This window comes from Blastococcus sp. TF02A-26 (assembly GCF_003319125.1).
Taxonomy (GTDB): Bacteria; Actinomycetota; Actinomycetes; order Mycobacteriales; family Geodermatophilaceae; genus Trujillonella.
On record NZ_QOHG01000015.1, the window covers coordinates 1 to 21,033 of the forward strand.

Here is a 21,033-nt window from a genome sequence, read left to right on the forward strand (position 1 = left end):
GCCCACCGGAGACACCACCGGCAGCCCCGAGGAAGCCCTCGACTGCGCCTGCGGCCTCTACCTCAGCGACCCCACCATCTGGCGGCAGCCGCATACACCGCCGAACTAACAGGCAGGACCACTAGCCGGTCGCCGCGGGCGGTCAGCCCAGCGCGGCCAGCAGGTCGCGGCAGGCCTGCTCGCACCGGCGGCAGGCCTCGGCGCAGACGCGGCAGTGCTCGTGCATCTCCGCGTGCTGCGCGCACTCGTCACCGCACGAGCGGCAGGCGGTGGCGCAGGCCTCGAGGACGGCGCGGGCCACGGTGGAGTCGTGGCCCGCCCGGCGGGTGAGCACCCGGGCGGTGGCCGCGCAGACGTCGGAGCAGTCCAGATCGGTGCGTATGCAGTGCCGCAGGTCGGCCACCATCTCCTCGGCCAGGCAGGCGTCGGCGCACGCGGTGCACGCCTCGGCGCACTGGAGGCAGGCGTCGATGCAGGCGGCGAGCAGATCGGCGTCGGGGCCGCTCTGGGCGTGCGGGTGGGTGGCGAGCATCTGCGCGGTGACGGTCATGGGCGGTGCGTACCCGCCGGGCGGCCGTTCAGTGCAGGTGGCGCTGCCAGTCGGCGGGCACCCGCCCGCGCGGGCCGGGCGCGGGCTGGTCGAGCGGGTGGTGCTGGGGTCCGGCGAGCTCGGCGCCGCGCACGGGGCGGTCGGCCGGGAAGTCCCAGAACCAGTCCTCGCCGGGCTCGAAGCTGCGGATGACCGGGTGCCCGGTCTCCGCGGCGTGCCCGCGGGCGTGCTGGGACGGCGAGGAGTCGCAGCAGCCGACGTGCCCGCACTGCGCGCACCGGCGCAGGTGGAACCACCACCCGCCGGAGGCCTCGCACTCCACGCAGCCGGAGCCGCTGGGCGGGACGGACGGGTCGATGCCTGGCGTGCTCACGGGGCCACCGTAGGCACGGCGGCGACCCGGCGACAGGGTGTCCTCCGAGGTGGGCGGGGAGCTAGCGTGGGCCGCCCGCCGACGTCGCCGGGCGCCTTCGCACCTGCACCTCGGAGGAGGCCGCCCATGAGCCGCCCGGTCCTGCTCACCGTCGACGACGACCCCCAGGTCTCCCGCGCCGTCGCCCGCGACCTGCGCCGCCGCTTCGGCGAGGACTGCCGGATCGTGCGGGCCTCCTCCGGCGCCGAGGCGCTCGAGGCGCTGCGCGAGCTCAAGCTCCGCGGCGAGCCGGTCGCCGTCCTGCTCGCCGACTACCGCATGCCGCAGATGGACGGCATCGAGTTCCTCGAGCAGGCGATGGACCTGTTCCCGCGGGCGCGGCGGGCGCTGCTCACCGCCTACGCCGACACCGACGCCGCCATCGCGGCCATCAACCTGGTCGACGTCGACGCCTACCTGCTCAAGCCGTGGGACCCGCCGGAGGAGAAGCTCTACCCCGTCGTCGACACGATGCTCGACGCGTGGAGGGCCAGCCCCGCGGCGGCGGTCGAGGACGTGAAGCTGGTCGGCCACCGGTGGTCCCCGGCGTCGTTCCGCGCCCGCGACCTGCTGGCCCGCAACGCCGTCCCCTACCGCTGGTACAGCGTCGAGGAACCCGAGGGCCAGCGGCTGCTGGAGGCGGCGGGGGCCACCGCGGACGACGTCCCGGTCGTGGTCACCCCGGACGGGCAGGTGATGCGGTCGCCGGCCGACGCCGAGCTCGCCGCCGTCGTCGGGCTCACCGTGGACGCCCGCGAGGAGTTCTACGACCTCGTGGTCGTCGGCGGCGGCCCGGCCGGGCTGGGCGCCGCGGTCTACGGGGCGTCGGAGGGCCTGCGCACGGTGCTGGTCGAGCGGGAGGCGACCGGCGGGCAGGCCGGTCAGAGCAGCCGGATCGAGAACTACCTCGGCTTCCCGGACGGCGTCTCCGGCGGCCAGCTCGCCGACCGGGCACGCCGCCAGGCCGGCAAGTTCGGCGCGGAGCTGCTGCTCACCCGCGACGTCGTGGCCCTGGAGGCACACGGGCCCAAGCGGGTGGTGCGCTTCGCCGACGGCGGTGCCATCGCCGCGCACGCCGTCGTCCTGGCGACCGGCGTCTCCTACCGCAGCCTCGGGGTGGACGGCGCCGACGACCTGACCGGCCGCGGGGTGTTCTACGGCTCGGCGCTGACCGAGGCGGCCGCGTGCAAGGGGCGCGACGTCTACGTCGTCGGCGGAGCCAACTCCGCCGGGCAGGCCGCGATGTTCTTTGCCCGGCACGCGCGGTCGGTGACGATGCTGGTGCGCGGCCCGTCGCTGGAGGCGTCGATGTCGCACTACCTGATCGCGCAGATCGCGGACACCCCCGAGATCTCCGTGCGCACCTGCACGACCGTCGTCGCGACCCACGGCTCGGACCACCTCGAGTCGCTCACCCTCCAGGACGTGCAGACCGGCGAGCGGGAGACCGTCCCGGCCAGCCACCTGTTCGTCTTCATCGGCGGTGCCCCGCGCACGGCCTGGCTGGACGGCGTGGTGGCCCGCGACGAGCGCGGGTTCATCCCGACCGGCCCCGAGCTGCTCGCCGAGGGTGCTCGGCCGCGGGGATGGGCGCTGGACCGCGATCCCTGGCTGCTGGAGTCCAGCGTGCCCGGCGTCTTCGTGGCCGGCGACGTGCGGGCCGACTCGGTGAAGCGGGTCGCCTCCGCCGTCGGCGAGGGCGCGCTGGCCGTGACGCTGGTGCACCGGTACCTGGGGGAGCGGTGAGCACGCCGACCCGGCTGGGTCCGGACGTGCTGCGCGAGCTGTTCCTGTTCGAGGACCTCGACGCCGACCAGCTGGCCTGGGTGTCGGCCAACGGCGACGTCGTCGACTGCGCCGCCGGCACCGAGGTGTCGGTCGAGGGGCAGCCCGCGGAGTGCTTCTTCGTGCTGCTCGAGGGCACCATGACGATGTCCCGGCGGGTCGGCGGGAGCGACGTCGAGACCGTGCGGACCGACTCCCGCGGCGTCTACTCCGGCGCGGTGCAGTTCTACATGCAGGACCGGATCAGGCAGGTGTACCCGGCGACGGTCCGCGCGGTGACCGACTGCCGGTTCCTCGCGCTGCCGGCCGGGCCGTTCGCCGAGGTCTTCCAGCGGTGGTACCCGATGGCGGTGCACCTGCTGGAGGGGTTGTTCGTCGGCACCAAGAACACGAACGAGGTCCTCGGCCAGCGGGAGCGGCTGCTGGCCCTGGGCAAGCTGACCGCCGGGCTGACCCACGAGCTGAACAACCCCGCGGCCGCGGCCGCCCGGGCCACGGCGGCGCTGCGGGAGCGGATCGCGGGCATGCGCACCAAGCTCGCGAAGCTGTCGGACGGGCACGTCCCCGCGGGGATGCTCACCGCGCTGACCGCACTGCAGGAGGACTTCGTCGCCCGGATCGGGCCGGCTCCCGAGCTCGGCGCGCTGGAGCGCGCCGACCGCGAGGACGAGCTGGGCGAGTGGCTGGAGGACCACGACGTCGATCGCGCGTGGGACCTCGCGGGGGTGTTCGTCGCCGCCGGGCTGGGCCCCGACGACCTCGAGCGGGTCGCCGCGGCCGTGACGCCGTCCTCCCTGCCGGCGGCGCTGCAGTGGCTCTCCTACACCGTCGAGACCGAGACGCTGGTGGCCGAGATCGGCGAGAGCACCGCGCGGATCTCGGCGCTGGTCGACGCGGCGAAGCAGTACTCGCAGATAGACCGCACGCCGCACCAGGCCGCCGAGCTGCACGTGGGACTCGACGCCACGCTGACCATGATGAGCGGCAAGATCGGCCCGGGCGTCACCGTGGTCAAGGAGTACGACCGGTCGCTGCCGGCGGTGCCGGCCTACGCCGGCGAGCTCAACCAGGTGTGGCCCAACCTCATCCACAACGCGCTCGACGCGATGGGCGGCACGGGGACGCTCACCCTGCGGACGGCGCTGGACGGCGATCGTGCGCTCGTGGAGATCGGGGACACCGGGCCCGGGATCCCCGAGGAGCTGCGCCGGCGCGTGTTCGAGCCGTTCTTCACCACCAAGCCGGTCGGGCAGGGCACCGGGCTGGGGCTGGACGTCTCGTGGCGGATCGTCGTCACCCGGCACGGCGGGGACCTGCGGGTGCAGTCGCGGCCCGGCGACACCCGGTTCCAGGTGCGGCTCCCGCTGGAGGAGCCGGCCGCCCGGTGAACCTGGCCCCGCTGGACGTCGCGGGGGACGCCGCCCTCGCTGCCGCCCTGCTGCGGCTCCAGCACGAGGCGTACGCGGTCGAGGCCGCGCTGATCGGCGACGACCGGATCCCGCCGCTGCACGAGACCCTGTCCGACCTGCGGGCCGCGCCGCTGTCGTGGACCGGGGCCTTCACCGGCGACCGGCTGGTGGGGGCGGTGGCGTGGAGCTCCGAGGACGGCGGCGTCGACGTCCACCGGCTGGTGGTGGCGCCGTCCGCGGCTCGGCAGGGGACCGGGACGGCGCTGGTGCGGTCGGTGCTGGCCGCCGGCCGGCCCACCGTGGTCTCGACGGGGCGGGACAACATCCCGGCCACGGCCCTCTACCTGCGGCTGGGCTTCGTGCCGACCGGCGACCGCGAGGTGCTGCCCGGCCTCTGGGTGAGCGGGTTCCGGTTCGACCCCTGAGGGGGAGGTGGCTGGGTGCCCGGGTCCGGTTGTGCTGGACTGGACGGCGTGACCAGTGCCGACCCGGCTCGGGGGATCGACTCCGACGTCCGGGACGAGACGCGGGACCGCATCCTGCAGGCGGGCATGCGCTGCACGGCCCAGTTCGGCCGGGCCAAGACGACGATGCAGGACGTCGCCCTCGCCGCCGGGGTCTCCCGGGCGACGCTCTACCGCTACTTCGCCGACCGCGGGGCGCTGTTCTCCGGCATCCGCGAGTACGAGCACGAGCGGGACCTCGCCGAGTTCGAGCAGCGGGCGGCGGGGGCGCGGACACTGGCCGATGCCGTCGCGGCGCTCGGCGAGGTGCTGGCCGCCACCTCGGCCCGGTACCGCGTGGGCGCCCACGTGGCCGCCGGTGACGAGAGCCTGGCGAGCTACATGGCGCTGCGCTCGGGCAGGGAGCGGGAACGGGCCGCGGCGCTGATCCGCCCCCACGTTGCCCGCGCCGCGGAGTCCGGCGAGCTGCGCCACGGCGTCTCGGCCGGGGAGGCAGAGGAGTGGATCGCCCTCGCCGTCGTCCAGGCGACGTCGCTGGCACCGCTGCAGTCGGTCGACTCCGAGGACCCGGCGGCCGTCGGCCGGTGGCTGGCGCGGATGACCTGCGCGGGGATCTGCGCCTGACCTCTCGCTCGCCGTCGTCCCCCGCGCCACGATGGGCCGATGCGCAGCATCCGGATCACGCCGAACCTGCAGGTGGCCGACGTCGCGGCGGCCAAGGCCTTCTACACCGGCTTCCTCGGGCTGAGCACGGAGGAGTTCGACCTGGGGTGGGTGGCGCGGTGCACGTCACCGGACACCGGAGCGCACGTGCAGCTGGTGTCGGCGGACGCGACCGCGCCGGTCGTGCCGGTCGTGTCGGTGCACGCCGAGGACGTCGACGCCGCCTACGCCGAGGCGCAGCAGCTCGGCTACGAGATCGTCCACCCGCTCACCACGGAGGAGTGGGGCGTGCGCCGTTTCCTCGTCCGGGCGCCGGACGGGAACGTGCTGAACATCGTCGCCCACCGGGCGTGATACCTCGGCCGTCGGGCGGCCGTACCGGTGGCGTCGGTGAAGGCAGGGGACGTCGACCCCGCCTCCGCCGAGCACAGCAGACTCGGACAGGTCGGTCGCCCGACGGGAACGTGCTGAACATCGTCGCCCACCGGTCCTGACGTGCTGGAACTGTCAGACCCCGAACGTATGTTCGGGTCATGGCGCAGGTGGTGGACCGGGAGTCGGCCGTGGAGGCCGCGCTGGTCCGTGCGCTGATCGGCTGCCGGGAGGAGGTCCCGCGGGTGGCGCCGGGGCTGCTGTCCCGGTCGGAAAAGGCGGTGGCGCTGGAGGCCGTCGTGGCCGAACGCGCCCGGCTGGCCGCCTACGAGGCGGAGCTGGTACTGGCGATGGCCGACGAGTCGCCCGATGCCGATGACCCGCCCGCAGGCACCCGGGGTTCGCGGGGTTCGTGGGGTGCGCAGTCGCGGCCGGTGGGGGTGTCGGAGTTCTTCCCCGCGGAGCTGGCGGTGGTGCTGAACTGCGGGCGGGGGACGGCGTCGAACCTGACCGGGCGGGCGTTCGTCTGGCGGGCGAAGTTGCCGGGCACCTTCGCGTTGCTGGGGTCGGGGGCGTTGGACGAGCCGCGGGCGAAGGTGCTGGCCGAGGTGGTCGAGCACGCCGACCCGCAGGTGGCGCGGCGGGTGGAGGCGCAGCTGCTGGACCAGGCGACCGAGCTCTCGGTCGGGAAGCTGCGCACGCGAGCGCAGGCGCTGCTGGTCGCGGTCGATCCGGGCGGGGTGGACGAGCGCCGGGCGCAGGCGCAGAAGACCGCGGATGTACGGATCTACCCCTCGACGAGGGAGGGGATGGCCACCGTGACGGTGGACCTGCCCGCCGACGAGGCCGCGGCGGTGCACGACGCGCTGACCCGGTACGCGGGGATGGTGAAGGCCGGTGGCGACCAGCGGCCGGTCGGGCAGTTGCGGACGCGGATGTTCGCCGACCTGGTGCTGCGCCCGTGGGACACGACGCGTCCTGCGGTGACCGCGCACCTGCAGGTGTCCGCGTCCCTGGGCTCGCTGGCCGGGACGTCGGCCGAGGCAGGTGAGGTGAGCGGGCTGGCGGTCACCGCGGCGCACGTGCGGGAGCTGGTGCGCCGGTTGGACGGCTGCGGTGTGCGGGCGCCGCAGGGCGGGTCGGTGACCGTCGCGGTCACCGATGACGACGGTGTCCTGCTGGGCACCGCCACCCCCGCTCAGCTGGAGGCGCTCGCCCGCCGCGGGTGCCCGGACCACACGGACTCCGACTGCGGGTGTGCGGTGCTGGGGCGGCCGGCGGCGGTGGACCGGTATCGGCCGTCGGCGGCGCAGCAGCGGTTTGTGCACACCCCCGACCGCACCTGCCGCTTTCCGAATTGCGGCCAGCGGGTCGGGTGGGCCGACGCCGACCACGTGATCCCGCACGCCTGCGGCGGGGACACCGACTGCGGCAACCTGTGCTGCCTGTGTCGCAGCCACCACCGGCTCAAGACCTTCGCTCCCGGCTGGCGGTTCGTCATGGATGCCGCCGGGGTGCTCACCGTGACCACCCCCTCCGGCGTCACCCGCACCACCCGACCACCCGGCGTCCGGCCACCACCCGAGCCGCCGCCGGAACTGCCGGACGCCGAAGGCCAAACCCGCTCACCAGCACGGTCATCGGGGATCCGTGGCCTCATCCGGAGATCACGCGTCGGCCGCGACAGGCCCCCGCTCCCGGAACCGGAGGGCGAGCCGTGGCCCTTCTGACGCTCGAACCGATGAGCAGACAGGCCGACATGGGGACGAAGCGACACGTCCCCATGTCGACGTGTCGCCGCGGATCGGACCCCTCAGTGAGCGAGGGAGCGGAACAGGTCCACGAGGCGGTCGGCGTGGGCGTCGAAGGTGTGCCGCTCCCGGGCGGCCATCGCGGCGGCGGCCCCGGTCCGGGTGCGCACCTCCTCGGCGAGCAGGTCCGCGACGTCGTCCGCCGAGCGGTAGAGGAGGCCGGTGCCCTCCGCGCGCAGCACCCGCTCCACCGAGACCAGCGACCCCGGGTTGGCCTGCTGCAGCAGGGGCAGGCCGGCCGCGAGGCAGACGGGGAGCCGGGCCGGGGAGTTGAGGTCGTCCCAGGTGGCCAGGCGCAGGTCGCCGCCGTTCGCGCTGGAGAAGCGGTGCAGCCAGCCGGCGTCGTACCGGGACAGCTCCGGCACCCACGCGTCGGGACCGATCGGGGGGTGCAGGTGCACGTACCCCGGCGCCCGGGCCAGCGCCTCGTCCAGCCATGACTGCCACGAGCCCGTCGTGCCGGGCGCCCGCTGCTGGCCGTAGAGGTGGGTGTGCACGCCCCGGCCGGCGAGCTCCATCACCCAGTCCAGGTCCAGCCCCGACGGCCGCCCGACGACGACCGCGTGCGGCTCCCCGTCGGCGTCCGACAGCTTCGGCGTCAGCGGCGCGTCCAGCCACTCGCCCAGCGGCAGGTCGCCGTCGAGGACCCCCAGACGCGACGGGTCCACCCGGCCGGCGAGCGCGAGGGCGAACCAGTCCCGCTCCTCCGCCGAGCAGAACAGGCACGCGTCAGCCCCGGTCACCAGGTCGGCCAGCACCGGCCACTCCCCGCGGACGACGCTGCGCTGCGGCGCCTCCTTGAAGGTGAACACGAACGGGATGTCGGGGAAGGCGGTGCGGACGGCGTGCGCCAGCGGTACCGCCCGCCAGTTGAGCTGCGCCCACACCACGTCCGGCGCCAGCTCCCGCACCGCCCGCCGCCACGCCGCGCCCGGGTCGGCGAGCGCCGCGGGGTCCACGACGCCGAGATCGTCCACGTCCCCGAACGGCAGCGGCCCGACGGTGGAGTCGCCCAGCCCGGTCGCCGTCCAGAGCCCGGCGAGGGAGTGACCTCGCGCGGCCAGCGCCAGGACCCGCTCGGGGTTGAAGGCCAGCTCGCCGACGACCAGCACCGTCAGGCCGTCGGCCGCCGGCTCGTACCTCCGGGACCGGAACCGCGCGTAGCGGCCCACCTCGTCGACGTCCGCCCCGTCGGTGGAGGAGAACCGCAGCGGCCGGTCCACGCCGTAGCGGGCGCGGAAGACGTTGAGCCCGCCGTCGAAGGCGCTGCGGATCGCCCGCGAGCGCTGGCCGGGGTGCACGGTCCACGAGCACGTGACCGCCCCGGTCTCGGCGACCGCGCCGCCGGCATCGACCCGCTGCCACATCAGCCGGTCGAGGTCGTCGGTCTCCAGTTCCTCGCGCTCGGTCCACCGGTCGCCGGTCCGCCGGTGCGCCACCTGCACGAGCTGGTCGTACGCGGTGCCCGGCGGCTCGGTGAGGCCCGACCGCACCCGGACGACGGCGGGGTCGGCGAGGCAGCCCAGCAGCGCCGACAGGTGGTCCGGCGTCCACACGTCATCGGCGGGCAGGTAGGCGACGACCGGGGCGGTCGTGGCGTCCAGGCCGGCGTTGAGGGCCGCGCCCAGGCCGCGGTTGCGCTCGAGCCGGACCAGCCGGATCCGCGGATCACCCGCCGCCGCCACCGCGGCGGCGACGGGACCGGGGTCCGGTGAGCCGTCGTCCAGCACCACGGCCTCCCACCCGCCGGCGGTCTGCGCCCGCAGTGACTCCAGCGCCCGGGGCAGGAAGGCGGCTCCCGGGGACAGCGGCGAGTCGTGCACGGGGACCAGGACGGCGACGGCCACCCCACCACCCTTCACGCCGGGACGGTCTCCCGCACCCGGCCACGGACCCGCGCTCGCACCCGCGCCCCGACCTGCGCACGGACCCCGGCGTAGACCGTCGCCACGCGCCCGGCCAGCCGCGGCCACCCGTAGTCGCCGGCGCGCTCCCGGGCCCCGGCGGCCAGCCGCGTCCGCAGGTCGGCGTCACCGACCACGCGGTCCAGGGCGGCGGCCAGCGCCGGGGGGTCCAGCGGCGGCACCAGCAGGCCGGTCACCCCGTCGTCCACCACCGTCGGGATCCCGCCGACGTCGCTGGCCACCACCGGCAGCCCCGCCGCCATCGCCTCGGTGAGCACCGAGCCCATCTCCTCGTACGCCGAGGGCAGCACCAGCACGTCGAGCGACGCCAGCACACCGGGCACCGCGTCGTGCGCGACGAACCCGCGCAGGGTGATCCGCTCGCGCGCCGGGCTCTCCGCGGCCGCGCGCTCCACCAGCTCCCGGTCCGGCCCGTCGCCGACCACGACCAGCTCCGACCGCTCCTGCATCAGCCCGAACGCCTGGACGAGCACGTCGGGGCGCTTCTGCGGGGCCAGCCGGCCGACGTAGCCGATCCGCGGCCGCCCCGTCCCGGCGAGCACGTCGCCGTCGGTCCCCGCGAACAGCGCGGGGTCGAAGCCGGACGGGATGGTGTGCACCCGCTCGGCGGGGACGCCGTCGGCCCGCACGGCCGCGGCCGTCCGCTCGGTGAGGACGACGACCGCGTCGGCGCGCCGCAGCGTCCGGCGCTCGACCCAGCCACCGACCGCCCGCAGCAGACGGGCCCGGGGCGAGCCGCCGGTCAGGGTGTGCCCCACGCTGCAGTGCAGCGTGACCACCAGCGGGGCGCGGTGCCGCCGCGCGGCGAGCCGGGCCAGGGGGAGCACCGCCAGGTCCTCGCCCTGGTGGGCGTGGACGACGTCGACCGGGCGCTCGGACCGCCGCAGCACCACGGGCAGCGCCGCGAGCGCCCACAGCTGGCGCAGCCGCGCGATCGGGACCCCGGTCCGGTACACCACCGCCGCCGTCCCGATCCGGGTGCTGCCGGCCGGGGCAGCCAGCCGCGAGGTGACCACCGTCTGCCGGTGGCCCTGCGCGTCGAGGCAGCGGGTCAGCGTCGCGGTGTGGTTCTGCATGCCCCCGATGGGGTCGAAGCGGGCTGCCCGGCCGTCCAGCTCGGGCCCGGTCCGGCCGGCGGGATCGGGCTCGAAGACGCTGCACAGGCGCAGGACGTGGGGCGCGTCGGCGACGACGGGCTGGGGCACTCGGACCTCCGATCGGGGCGGATCCGTAGTGCACCACGAGATCGTGCACCCTGCCGGGGTTGGGTCGCCCGGAGCCGGGGGAGGAGGGGACCGTGCTGCCACCGCTCGCCGACCCCGCCGTCCGCCGGGTGCTGCTCGTCCGGATGCGCGTGGGCCTGGGGGACCTGCTCTGCTCCCTCCCGTCGCTGCGCCGGCTGCGCGCCGCCCGGCCCGACCTGCACGTCGCCCTGACCACGTGGCCGCGCATGGCGCCGGTGGTGGAGCGGCTCGGCTCGCTGGACGGCCGGCCCCTGGTCGACGAGCTGCTGCCGTTCCCCGGGGCCGAGGGCATCCCCGACGGCCCGGTCGACCCGGACGGCTGGGCGGCGTTCACCGCCGCCGGGCGCACCTTCGACCTCGCGCTGCAGGACTACGGCGACCGGCCGGCCGCCAACGCGGTCACCGCGGCCCTCGGCGCCCGGCTGACCGGCGGCTTCGCGCCGACCGGCTGGACCGTGCCGCCGGCGTCGGAGGCGCTGCACCTGCGCTACCCGCTGGACCTGCACGAGGCGCAGCGGCACGTCCGGCTGTTCGAGCACCTCGGTCTGCCGCCCGGCGGGCCGGTCGACATGGGCTTCGACCTGCGGCCGGCCGACCTCGACGAGCACGCCGCCACGATGGCGGCACACGGGCTGACCCCCCGTGGCTACGCGGTGCTGCACCCCGGCGCCTCGGCCGCCACCCGCCAGTGGCCCGTCGCCCGGTATGCGGAGGTGGGCGACGCCCTGGCGCGGGACGGGCTGACCGTGGTGGTCACCGGCGTCCCCGACGAGAAGGAGATCGCCGCGCGCGTCGTCGCCGCCATGCGCGCGCCGGCGGTGGACCTGACCGGGGCGACGACGCTCGGCGGGCTGGCCGCCCTGCTGCGCGACGCGGCCGTCCTCGTGGGCAACGACACCGGATCGGCGCACCTGGCCGCCGCGGTGGGCGGCCGCAGCGTCACGGTGTTCCTCCCCGGCGACCCGGTGCGCTGGGCCCACGCCGGTCCGCGGCACCGGGCGGTGGTCGCCGACGTCCCCTGCGCGCCGTGCCCGCACCTGGTCTGCCCGATCGACTTCCGCTGCGCGGCGTCGGTCCGCCCCGAGGCCGTGCTCGCCGCCGCCCGCGAGCTGGCCGGGCAGGCCGCGTGAGCCCCCGGATCACCCTGGTCAGCGACACCGAGACCTGGGGCGGCGCGGACGTCCACCTCACCGCGCTGCTGCGCCGGCTGCCGGCGCTGGGCTGGTCGGTGCGGCTGGTCTGCGCCGAGCCGCTGGCCGCGGAGCACGCCGCGCACGACCCGCTCGTGGTCCCGCTCGCCCGGCACACCGCCGAGGCGCCCGCGATGCGCGCGGCGATCGGGGCGACCGCGCCGGACGTCGTTCTGGTCAACCTGGTCGACCCCGGGTCCAACGCCGCCGCCGTCACCGCCGCGCAGTCCGTCGCGCCGACGGTCGGCGTGCTGCACCTGGTCGGGGACACCGGCACCGGGCCGCGCCGGGAGGAGCTGGTCGCCCTCTACGCCGGGTTCGCGCTGCTGCTCACCCCGGCCACCGAGATCCGCGACCAGATCGTCACCGACCTCCGGGTGCCGGCCGACCGGGTGCACGTCGTCCCCAACGGCGTCGACGTCCCGGCCGTCGCCGCCGGCCCGGCCGGCAACCCGGTGCCCCGGGTCGGGACCTTCGGCCGGCTGACTCCGCAGAAGGGCTTCGACCTGCTGCTGACCGCCATCCGGGAGCTGGTCGACGAGGGCGTCGAGCTGGACGTGGTGATCGGGGGAGCCGGCCGCGAGGAGGCGTCGCTGCGCGCGGCCGCCGCGGGCCTGCCGGTCACCTTCCCGGGCTTCGTCGACGACGCCTACGCGTTCCTGCGGCAGCTCGACGTCTTCTGCCTGTCGTCACGGCGCGAGGCGCTGCCGCTGGTGCTGCTCGAGGCGATGGCGGCCGGTCTGCCCTGCGTCAGCACCGCCGTCGGCGATGTGCGGACGGCGGTGGGGGACGACGCCGTCGTCGTCCCCGTCGAGGACCCCGAGGCGCTGGCCACGGCGCTCCGCGACCTGCTGGCCGACCCCGGCCGGCGGGCGGCCCTCGGGCAGCGCGCCCGGGAGCGCGCCGTCCGCGAGTTCGACGCCGACCTGATGGCCCGCCGCTTCTCCGCCGTCCTGACCACGGCCGCCGCGGCGGCGGGGGGACTCGCCGGCTAGCGGCCGAGGTGGGCCCGGATCGCCGTCACGACCATCCGGTGGTCCTCGACCTGGGGCAGGCCGGAGACCACGACGACGCCCACGGGGCCGACGGCGCGCACGAGGACGGGGAAGCCGCCGCCGTGGGCGGCATACAGCTGCGGATCGAGGCCGGCGCCCTCCTCGAACGTGGTGCCGCGCTCGCGGAACTGCTGGCCGACGAAGAGGCTGCTGTGCCCGAACCGCTCGACGACCCGGACCTTGCGCTCGATCCAGTGCGCGTTGTCCGGTGTCGCGCCGGTCAGCGCGGCGGAGAACAGCCGCGAGCCGTTGCGGCGGATCTCCACGGCGATCGGGGCGGCGGCCCGGCGGCCGGTGGCCACCAGCGCCGCGCCGAGCTCCCAGGCGTCGTCGTTGGTGAACGAGCCGAACTGCAGCTCCGCCTCCTCGGCGGCGAGGTCGGCGAGCGGGGGGAAGGCGTCGGTCATGGGGCCAGCCTGCCCGGGGGTTCGGACGGCGGCCGGTTCGGGCAGGGTGTGCGCATGGACGCTGCGCCCCTCACCACGGCCATCGACATCACCGCGACGCCGGAGTGGCAGGCGCTGACCGACCACCACGCCCGGCTGCGCGACCGCACGCTCCGCGAGCTGTTCGCCGAGGACCCCGACCGCGCCCGGCGGATGACCCGCCGGGTCGCCGACCTGGTGGTCGACCACTCCAAGCACCGCGTCACCGACGAGACGCTCGAGCTCCTGCTCGCCCTCGCCGAGCGCGCCGGGCTCCCCGGTCACGTCCAGGCGATGTTCCGCGGCGAGCACGTCAACGTCACCGAGGACCGCGCCGTCCTGCACGTCGCCCTGCGCGCCCCGGCGTCCACCGGGCTCGTCGTCGACGGGCAGGACGTCCCCGCCGACGTGCACGAGGTGCTCGACCGGATGGCCGCCTTCGCCGACCGCGTCCGCTCGGGGGAGTGGCGCGGGCACACCGGCAGGCCGATCCGCGCGGTGGTCAACATCGGCATCGGCGGCTCCGACCTCGGCCCGGCCATGGCCTACACCGCCCTGCGCGCCTTCTCCGACCGCGGCATCACGGCGCGCTTCGTCTCCAACATCGACCCCACCGACTTCGCCGAGGCCACCCGCGACCTCGACCCTGCCGAGACGCTGTTCGTCGTCTCCTCCAAGACCTTCACCACGCTGGAGACGCTCACCAACGCCTCGGTGGCCCGCGACTGGCTGCTCGCCGGCCTCGGGGGCGACCAGAGCGCCGTCGCCAAGCACTTCGTCGCCGTCTCCACGAACACCGACGCGGTCCGCGAGTTCGGCATCGACCCCGAGAACATGTTCGGCTTCTGGGACTGGGTCGGCGGCCGCTACTCCTTCATGTCGGCGATCGGCCTGTCGCTCATGGTCGCGATCGGGCCCGAGGCCTACCGCGAGATGCTGGCCGGGGCGCACGCCGTCGACGAGCACGTGCGCACCGCCCCGCTCGCGGAGAACCTGCCGGTCCTCCAGGGGCTGATCAACGTCTGGTACACGGACTTCTTCGGCGCCCAGACCCACGCCGTCCTGCCCTACAGCCAGTACCTCTCCCGGCTGCCGGCCTACCTGCAGCAGCTCACGATGGAGAGCAACGGCAAGTCGGTCCGGTGGGATGGCGCGGCCGTCACGACGGCGACCGGCGAGGTCTACTGGGGCGAGCCCGGCACCAACGGCCAGCACGCCTTCCACCAGCTGCTGCACCAGGGCACGTCGCTCGTGCCGGCCGACTTCATCGGCTTCGGCCGGCCCACCCACGACATCGGCGAGATGCACGACCTCCTGATGGCCAACATGTTCGCCCAGTCCGCGGTGCTCGCCTTCGGGCGGACGGCCGAGGAGGTCGCCGCCGACGGGACGCCGGCCGAGCTGGTCCCGCACAAGGTCATGCCGGGCAACCGCCCCAGCACGACGATCCTGGCCCCGCAGCTGACGCCCTCGACGCTGGGCCAGCTCGTCGCCTTCTACGAGCACACCGTGCTGGTCGAGGGCGTCATCTGGCAGATCGACTCCTTCGACCAGTGGGGCGTCGAGCTCGGCAAGGTCATGGCCCGCCAGCTGGCGCCGGCGCTGACCGGCGAGGACGCGCCGGACCTCGACCAGGACGGCTCGACCGTCGAGCTGGTGCGCACCTACCGGCAGCTGCGCGGCCGCAGCTGAGAGCCTCTCGCGCGCGAAAGCCCACGGCCTTTCGCGCGCGAGAGGCCCACTGGCGTCGGCATGTCGTCAAGACGTCATGACGTATGGTCGGGCAGGTGCGCATCGGAGTCCTCACCGGCGGAGGTGACTGCCCGGGTCTGAACGCCGTGATCCGCTCGGTGGTCCGGACCGCGACCAGCCACTACGGCAGCCAGGTGATCGGGTTCCGCGACGGGTGGCGAGGCCTCCTGGAGGACCGCTCGACCCCACTCGACGTGGCCGCCGTCGACGGCCTGCTCACCCGCGGCGGGACCACGCTCGGCTCGGCCCGCGTCGCCCCGGAGAAGCTGCACGCCGGGATCGACGAGATGCGCGGCACGCTGGACCAGCACGGCATCGACGTCCTCATCCCGATCGGCGGGGAGGGCACGCTGACCGCGGCCCACCTGCTGTCGGAGGCCGGCGTGCCGGTGGTCGGCGTCCCGAAGACGATCGACAACGACATCGACGGCACCGACCTCACCTTCGGGTTCGACACCGCCGTCAGCATCGCCACCGAGCTCATCGACCGGCTGCACACCACCGCCGAGTCCCACCAGCGGGTGCTCCTGGTCGAGGTGATGGGCCGGCACGCCGGCTGGATCGCCCTGCACGCCGGCCTCGCGGCGGGCGCCCACCTGACGCTGGTGCCGGAGGAGCCCTTCGACGTCGACGACGTCGTCCGGCTGGTCTGCGAGCGGTTCGACCGCGGGGACTCCCACGTCATCGGCGTCGTCGCCGAGGGCGCCCATCCGCTGCCCGGCCAGATGGACTTCCGCATCGGCGGGGTCGACGAGTTCGGCCACCGCCGCTTCACCGGCGTCGCGCAGCAGCTCGGCGAGGAGCTCGAGCGGCGCACCGGCAAGGAGGTGCGGGCGACCGTGCTCGGCCACGTCCAGCGGGGCGGGACGCCGACCTCGTTCGACCGCGTCCTGGCCACCCGCTTCGGCCTCCACGCCGCGATCGCCGCCCACGAGGGCCACCACGGCCAGATGGTCGCCCTCCGCGGCACCGACATCGAGCTGGTGCCGCTGGCCCGCGCCGTCGCCCGGCTCAAGACCGTCCCGCCCGCCCGGCTCGCCGAGACGCGCGCGTTCACCGGCTGAGCTCTCGCCCTCCCGCCGCCCACGGCGCACACTCCCGCTCGTGGGCACCGTGACCCTGAGCCGGGCGGACTTCGCGGCCGCGGTGGCCGGGGAGGGCATCGTCCTGGTGGACTTCCGCGCCGCGTCCTCGGGCTCCAGCCGGGCCTTCGCGGCCGTCTTCGACACCGCCGGGACCCGCCATCCCGACCTGCTCTTCGCCGCGGTCGACACCGAGGCCGAGGAGGAGCTGGCCACCGAGGTCGGCGTCCGCACCGCGCCGACGCTGATGGTCTTCCGGGACGGCGTCCTCGTGTTCGCCGAGCCCGGTTGGCTGCCCGGCGACTCGGTCGACCTGCTGATCGCCACGGTCCGCGAGCTGGACATGGCCGCCGTCCGCGCGACGTTCCCCGACCCGCCGCCGTCCCGCTGACCCCGGGCGGCGCGGGCGCCGGATCAGGCGGAGGATCGGACGTCGTGACCCGCTCCGCCCCCGACGCCCGCACCGCCGCAGCCGACGGGGGGTACGAGCCGGACCCCCGCCGCTGGCAGGCGCTGTCGGTCACGCTGGTCGCCGGCTTCATGAGCCTGCTCGACGTCAGCATCGTGTCGGTGGCGCTGCCCTCGATGACCGAGGGGCTCTCGGCGACGCCGGCCACCATCCAGTGGGTCGTCTCCGGGTACGCGCTCACCTTCGGCCTGATGCTGGTCCCGGCCGGCCGGCTGGGCGACGCCTACGGCCGCCGACGGCTGTTCCTGATCGGGCTGGCCGGGTTCGTCCTCGCCAGCGCCGCCGCCGGAGCCGCCCCCACGGTCGAGCTGCTCGTCGCCGCCCGGCTGGTGCAGGGCCTGGCGGCCGGTTGCCTGGCGCCGCAGAACTCGGCGCTGATCCAGCAGCTGTTCCGCGGCGCGGAGCGCGGTCGGGCCTTCGGCCTGTTCGGCGCCACCATCGGCGTCTCGACGGCGGCCGGGCCGGTCGTCGGCGGCCTCATCCTGGCGCTGGCCGGGGACGCCGACGGGTGGCGGTGGGTCTTCTACGTCAACGTGCCGATCGGTGCGCTGGCGTTCGTGCTGGCCCTCCGGTTGCTGCCCCGCGGCGGCAGCGGCGACCGCGGGCACATCGACGTCGTCGGCGTCGCGCTGCTGGCCGGCGGCGCGCTCGCCCTCCTCTTCCCGCTGGTGGAGGCCGAGTCCGGCGGGCTGTCCCGGCTGTGGTGGCTGTTCCCCGTCGGCCTGGTCCTGCTCGCGACCTTCGCGTGGTGGGAGCAGCGGGTCGTGCACCGCGGCGGCCAGCCGGTCCTGGACCCGCGCCTGGTCACCCGGACCCGCGGCTACGCCTCCGGCGCCGGGCTGGGCACCGTCTACTTCCTCGGCTTCAGCGGCATCTGGCTGGTGCTCGCGCTGTTCTTCCAGACCGGGCTGGACTACACGCCGCTGCAGTCCGGCCTCGCGGTCACGCCGTTCGCGCTCGGCTCCGCCTGCACCGCCGTCCTCGCCGGCCGGCTGGTCGAGCGGTACGGCCGCACGCTCACGGTGCTCGGCCTCGCCGGCGTGGCCACCGGCCTGGCCGCCGCGGCGCTGGTCCTGCTGCTGGTGCCCACGCACGCCCTCGGCTGGGCGCTCCCGCTCGCGCTGCTCCTCGGCGGCCTGGGCGGCGGGTTCGTCATCTCGCCCAACATCACGATGACCCTGCGCAACGTGCCGGTGGAGATGGCCGGCGCCGCCGGCGGCGCGCTGCAGACCGCCCAGCGCTTCGGCGCCGCCATCGGCACCGCCGCGCTGCCCGGCCTGTTCTACGTCGTGCTCTCCTCGGCCGGCGGGGACTACGCCGTCGCGGCCGCCGCCGGGCTGGCGGTCGCGCTGCTCACCACGCTCGCCGCCCTGGCGCTGGCCGTCGTCGACCGGCGGCGGGACCGGCGCGACGACGCCGCGGCCGACCGGCCACGCACCCCGGGCGCGGGCGCCGAGCGGGAGTTCCACGGCGCCACCGCCTGGCACGGCTGACCCGCTCCCGTCCCGCGGGGCGGTCGTACGGTAGGGATGTCGGTATGCCGCTGTACGCATTCGAGGGCCGATCCCCGCAGGTCCACCCCGACGCCTTCGTGGCGCCCACCGCGACCCTGGTCGGCGACGTCGTCGTCGAGGCCGGGGCGTCGATCTGGTACGGGGCGGTGCTCCGCGCCGACTTCGGCCGGATCATCGTGCGCGAGGGCGCGAACGTGCAGGACGGCTCGGTGCTGCACGGCGGCGAGCCCACGATCATCGGGCCGGGCGCCAGCGTCGCCCACGGCTGCGTGGTGCACGGCGCGCAGATCGGCGAGGGCTCGCTCGTCGGCAACAACTCGACGGTCCAGGACGGCGCCCGGATCGGGCACCACACGCTGATCGGCGCCGGCAGCCTGGTGGCGCCCGGGGCCGAGATCCCCGACGAGGTCGTCGCGATCGGCTCGCCGGCCAAGGTCCGCGGCCCGCTCACCGAGGGCACCCGCCACTGGGTCACCGACAACGGCCGGCACTACCAGGAGCTGGCCCGCCGGCACGCCGCGGGCATCGAGCCCGTCGGCTGACCGGACCGGTCGGACCCTCCCTGGATACTGCAGCCCGTGGCTGAGCGGGCAGCGGGGTCGTTCTGGCCCTCCGGGAGGGTCCGCCGCCCCGCCGACGTCGGCCGGCTCTGCTGGTACGCCGGTGGCCTGCTCGTCCTGGTGCTGCTGTCGGTGGTCGTGCCCGGCGCCACCGACGCCGTCGTCCCACCCGGCCTGCGCGGCCTGCCCCGCGGCGTCGTCGGGGTCGTCAACGCCGTCGCGTCGCTGAGCGCGCTGGCCGCCCTCCTCGGCCTGGCGGTGGACGCGCTGCGCTCCCGCCGGTTCGCGCTCAGCTCGGCGGGCCTGGCCGGCCTGCTCGGCGCCGCGCTGGCCGTCGCCGCGCAGCGCGCCGGGGAGGCGGGGTGGATCGCCGCCCTCGGCCCGGCGGGCGAGCCGGCGGTCATCCCGGTGGCGACCGGGCTGGCGGTGGTGGTCGGCACGGACCGGTCGCGCAGCGTCCGCCTGACGCTGCTGGCCTTCTCGGCGCTGGCGACGATGACGGTCTGCGCGCTCGCGCTCGGCAGCCTGACCGTGGCCGGGGCGGTCGCCGCGGTCCTCATCGGTGCCGGGGCCGGCTTCGGCGTCCGCGTGGCCGCGGGGGTGGTGCCCGCCCGGCCGGCCGAGGAGGAGGTCCTCGCCGTCCTCGCGCGGGCCGGTGTCGCCGTCGACGCGATCCGGACGCTGCAGGTCGCCGCCGGCCGCGCCCGGTACGCCGCGCGCGACACCGCCGGCGACGTGCTGGTCACCGTGGTGGACCCCGACCGGCGCGGCGTCACGGTCGCCCGCCGCCTGTGGCGGGTGCTCCGCTTCCGCACGCCGGCGGTCGGCCGGCCCGCGCTCAGCCTGCGCGGCGTCCTCGAACGGCAGGCCCTCGTCAGCAGCCTCGCCGGGACGGCCGGCGTGGCCGTGCCCCGCGTCCAGGCGCTGCTGGCGGCCGGACCCGCGCTGGTGCTCGTGGAGCGGCCGCTGGGCGGGACGCCGCTGCTGTCGGCGACGGACGCGCCGGACTCCTCGCTCGAGGGGGCGTTCGCCGCGCTGCGCCGGCTGCACGACGCCGGCATCGCGCACGGCGCCCTCACCGAGCGCGCCGTCGTCCTGCTGCCCGACGGCGGGGTCGGCCTGGGGGAGCTGCAGTACGCCCAGCCGGCCGCCGGCGAGCTGCAGCGCGACCTCGACGTCGTCGCCCTCGTGGTCACGGTGGCGGCGCGGATGGGGGTGCCGCGGGCGGTCGCGGCCCTCCGCGCCGGTTACACCCCGCGGCCGGTGGACGAGCACCGCCTCGTCGGCCTGCTGCAGCCACTGGCGCTCGTCCGGCCGGTCCGGCGGACGGTGGCGGGCACGGCCGTCCTGGAGGACCTGCGCGCGGCCGTGACCGCGCCCGACCGCGGCCGGGCCGCGCCGGTCCAGCGGCTGGAGCGGGTGCGGCTGCGGACCCTCGTGAGCGTCGCCGGCGGCACGGTCGCGGCGATCGTGCTCGCCTCCCAGCTCTCCGAGGTCCCGCTCGGGGACGCGCTGCGGCAGGCGCGGCCCGGGTGGCTGGCCGTGGCGCTGCTGGGCTCGGCGCTCACCTACGTCGGCGCGGGGCTGGCGCTGGCCGCCTTCGTCCCGGCGCGGCTGCCGCTCGTGCGGACGTGCCTGGTGCAGCTGGCCTCGTCCTTCGTGACCCTGGTGACCCCGCCGACGGTCGGCCACGTCGGGCTGAACATCCGCTACCTGCAGCGCGCGGGGATCCCGACCGCGTCCGCCGCGGCGACCGTCGGGGTCGGCCAGGTGGTCACCGTCGGCGGCACCCTGCTCCTGCTGGTGGTGGCCGGCTGGCTCAGCGGTGTGTCGCCGTCGCAGCCCTCGCTGCTGCCCAGCGGGAACGTCCTCGCCGTGCTGCTGGTGGCGGCGGGCATCCTCGCCGTCGCCCTCGCCGTGCCGGGCACCCGCCGGGCGCTGCGCGCGCGGGTCGAGCCGCTGCTGCGCCGCACGATCCCGCAGCTGCTCGCCGCCCTGACCGATCCGCGCCGCCTGGGCACGGCGCTGTTCGGCGTCGTCCTGCAGAACGCGGGCTACGTGCTCGCGCTCGACGCGTCGCTGCGCGCCTTCGGGACGTCGCTGGACCTGCCCGCGCTCGTGGTCGTCTACCTGGTCGCCTCCACCGTCGGCTCGGCGGCGCCCACCCCGGGCGGCCTGGGCGCCGTCGAGGCGGCGCTGGTCGGCGGACTCACCGCCACCGGCGTGCCGCTGGCCGCGGCGCTCACCGCGGTGCTCGCCTTCCGCGCCGCGACCTTCTGGCTACCGGCGCCCCTGGGGTGGGTGGCGTTCACGGTGCTGCAGCGCCGCGACCGCATCTAGCGGCCGTGGGG

19 protein-coding genes are annotated in these 21,033 nt (G+C 76.0%); 14 read left to right on the plus strand and 5 right to left on the minus strand.

The window, feature by feature from the left end; all coding sequences use genetic code 11:
• Positions 1 to 142: 142 nt before the first annotated feature.
• Positions 143 to 550 (minus strand): four-helix bundle copper-binding protein, encoded by a 408-nt coding sequence (locus DQ240_RS16345; RefSeq protein WP_113840688.1) that lies wholly within the window; start codon positions 548 to 550, stop codon positions 143 to 145.
• A 28-nt stretch (positions 551 to 578) separates the two neighbouring features.
• Positions 579 to 923, minus strand: coding sequence for a UBP-type zinc finger domain-containing protein (locus tag DQ240_RS16350; RefSeq protein ID WP_113840689.1), 345 nt, complete (start codon positions 921 to 923; stop codon positions 579 to 581).
• Between the two features lie 126 nt (positions 924 to 1,049).
• Here DQ240_RS16350 and DQ240_RS16355 point away from each other — a divergent pair, with 126 nt between their 5' ends.
• From DQ240_RS16355 to DQ240_RS16380, 6 genes are all read left to right on the plus strand, one after another.
• Positions 1,050 to 2,708 carry an FAD-dependent oxidoreductase gene (locus DQ240_RS16355; RefSeq protein WP_113840690.1) on the plus strand — a complete coding sequence of 553 codons (1,659 nt, stop codon included), beginning with the start codon at positions 1,050 to 1,052 and terminating at the stop codon, positions 2,706 to 2,708.
• Positions 2,705 to 4,135: an ATP-binding protein gene (locus DQ240_RS16360; RefSeq protein ID WP_113840691.1), complete on the plus strand. Its 1,431-nt coding sequence runs from the start codon at positions 2,705 to 2,707 to the stop codon at positions 4,133 to 4,135. Before DQ240_RS16355 ends, DQ240_RS16360 begins: the two co-directional genes overlap by 4 nt.
• Positions 4,132 to 4,581 carry an N-acetyltransferase gene (locus DQ240_RS16365; RefSeq protein WP_199589352.1) on the plus strand — a complete coding sequence of 150 codons (450 nt, stop codon included), beginning with the start codon at positions 4,132 to 4,134 and terminating at the stop codon, positions 4,579 to 4,581. The genes DQ240_RS16360 and DQ240_RS16365 overlap by 4 nt, the downstream gene beginning before the upstream one ends.
• 48 nt (positions 4,582 to 4,629) lie before the next feature.
• The gene (locus DQ240_RS16370; protein ID WP_113840692.1) at positions 4,630 to 5,244 is read left to right on the plus strand and encodes a TetR/AcrR family transcriptional regulator; all 615 of its coding nucleotides are present in this window, start codon (positions 4,630 to 4,632) and stop codon (positions 5,242 to 5,244) included.
• A 39-nt stretch (positions 5,245 to 5,283) separates the two neighbouring features.
• Positions 5,284 to 5,637, plus strand: a complete 354-nt coding sequence (locus DQ240_RS16375) for a VOC family protein (RefSeq protein ID WP_113840693.1) — start codon at positions 5,284 to 5,286, stop codon at positions 5,635 to 5,637.
• Between the two features lie 179 nt (positions 5,638 to 5,816).
• Positions 5,817 to 7,385, plus strand: a complete 1,569-nt coding sequence (locus DQ240_RS16380; RefSeq protein WP_113840694.1) for an HNH endonuclease signature motif containing protein — start codon at positions 5,817 to 5,819, stop codon at positions 7,383 to 7,385.
• 83 nt (positions 7,386 to 7,468) lie between these two features.
• On the opposite strand, the gene DQ240_RS16385 is transcribed toward DQ240_RS16380, so the two are convergent.
• Positions 7,469 to 9,328, minus strand: coding sequence for a glycosyltransferase (locus DQ240_RS16385; RefSeq protein WP_233498773.1), 1,860 nt, complete (start codon positions 9,326 to 9,328; stop codon positions 7,469 to 7,471).
• A complete protein-coding gene (locus DQ240_RS16390) occupies positions 9,325 to 10,596 on the minus strand; it encodes a glycosyltransferase family 4 protein (RefSeq protein WP_113840696.1) in 1,272 nt (423 codons plus the stop codon). The genes DQ240_RS16385 and DQ240_RS16390 overlap by 4 nt, the downstream gene beginning before the upstream one ends.
• A gap of 92 nt (positions 10,597 to 10,688) precedes the next feature.
• Here DQ240_RS16390 and DQ240_RS16395 point away from each other — a divergent pair, with 92 nt between their 5' ends.
• Both DQ240_RS16395 and DQ240_RS16400 read left to right on the plus strand, forming a co-directional pair.
• The gene (locus DQ240_RS16395; protein WP_233498774.1) at positions 10,689 to 11,765 is read left to right on the plus strand and encodes a glycosyltransferase family 9 protein; all 1,077 of its coding nucleotides are present in this window, start codon (positions 10,689 to 10,691) and stop codon (positions 11,763 to 11,765) included.
• On the plus strand, positions 11,762 to 12,820 hold the full coding sequence (locus DQ240_RS16400) for a glycosyltransferase family 4 protein (protein WP_113840697.1): 1,059 nt from the start codon (positions 11,762 to 11,764) through the stop codon (positions 12,818 to 12,820). Before DQ240_RS16395 ends, DQ240_RS16400 begins: the two co-directional genes overlap by 4 nt.
• Here DQ240_RS16400 and DQ240_RS16405 read toward each other — a convergent pair.
• A complete protein-coding gene (locus DQ240_RS16405) occupies positions 12,817 to 13,287 on the minus strand; it encodes a heme-degrading domain-containing protein (RefSeq protein ID WP_113840698.1) in 471 nt (156 codons plus the stop codon). The genes DQ240_RS16400 and DQ240_RS16405 overlap by 4 nt on opposite strands.
• Positions 13,288 to 13,341: 54 nt before the next feature.
• On the opposite strand from DQ240_RS16405, the gene pgi reads away from it, so the two are divergent.
• From pgi to DQ240_RS24440, 6 genes are all read left to right on the plus strand, one after another.
• The gene (pgi, locus tag DQ240_RS16410) at positions 13,342 to 14,997 is read left to right on the plus strand and encodes a glucose-6-phosphate isomerase (RefSeq protein WP_113840699.1); all 1,656 of its coding nucleotides are present in this window, start codon (positions 13,342 to 13,344) and stop codon (positions 14,995 to 14,997) included.
• A 95-nt stretch (positions 14,998 to 15,092) separates the two neighbouring features.
• Positions 15,093 to 16,121: an ATP-dependent 6-phosphofructokinase gene (locus tag DQ240_RS16415; protein WP_113840793.1), complete on the plus strand. Its 1,029-nt coding sequence runs from the start codon at positions 15,093 to 15,095 to the stop codon at positions 16,119 to 16,121.
• A 40-nt stretch (positions 16,122 to 16,161) separates the two neighbouring features.
• Positions 16,162 to 16,530 carry a co-chaperone YbbN gene (locus DQ240_RS16420; protein ID WP_113840700.1) on the plus strand — a complete coding sequence of 123 codons (369 nt, stop codon included), beginning with the start codon at positions 16,162 to 16,164 and terminating at the stop codon, positions 16,528 to 16,530.
• Between the two features lie 44 nt (positions 16,531 to 16,574).
• Positions 16,575 to 18,101 carry an MFS transporter gene (locus tag DQ240_RS16425; protein WP_233498775.1) on the plus strand — a complete coding sequence of 509 codons (1,527 nt, stop codon included), beginning with the start codon at positions 16,575 to 16,577 and terminating at the stop codon, positions 18,099 to 18,101.
• 44 nt (positions 18,102 to 18,145) lie between these two features.
• The gene (locus DQ240_RS16430; RefSeq protein WP_113840701.1) at positions 18,146 to 18,664 is read left to right on the plus strand and encodes a gamma carbonic anhydrase family protein; all 519 of its coding nucleotides are present in this window, start codon (positions 18,146 to 18,148) and stop codon (positions 18,662 to 18,664) included.
• A 36-nt stretch (positions 18,665 to 18,700) separates the two neighbouring features.
• On the plus strand, positions 18,701 to 21,022 hold the full coding sequence (locus DQ240_RS24440; RefSeq protein WP_113840702.1) for a lysylphosphatidylglycerol synthase transmembrane domain-containing protein: 2,322 nt from the start codon (positions 18,701 to 18,703) through the stop codon (positions 21,020 to 21,022).
• The last annotated feature ends 11 nt before the right edge of the window (positions 21,023 to 21,033 follow it).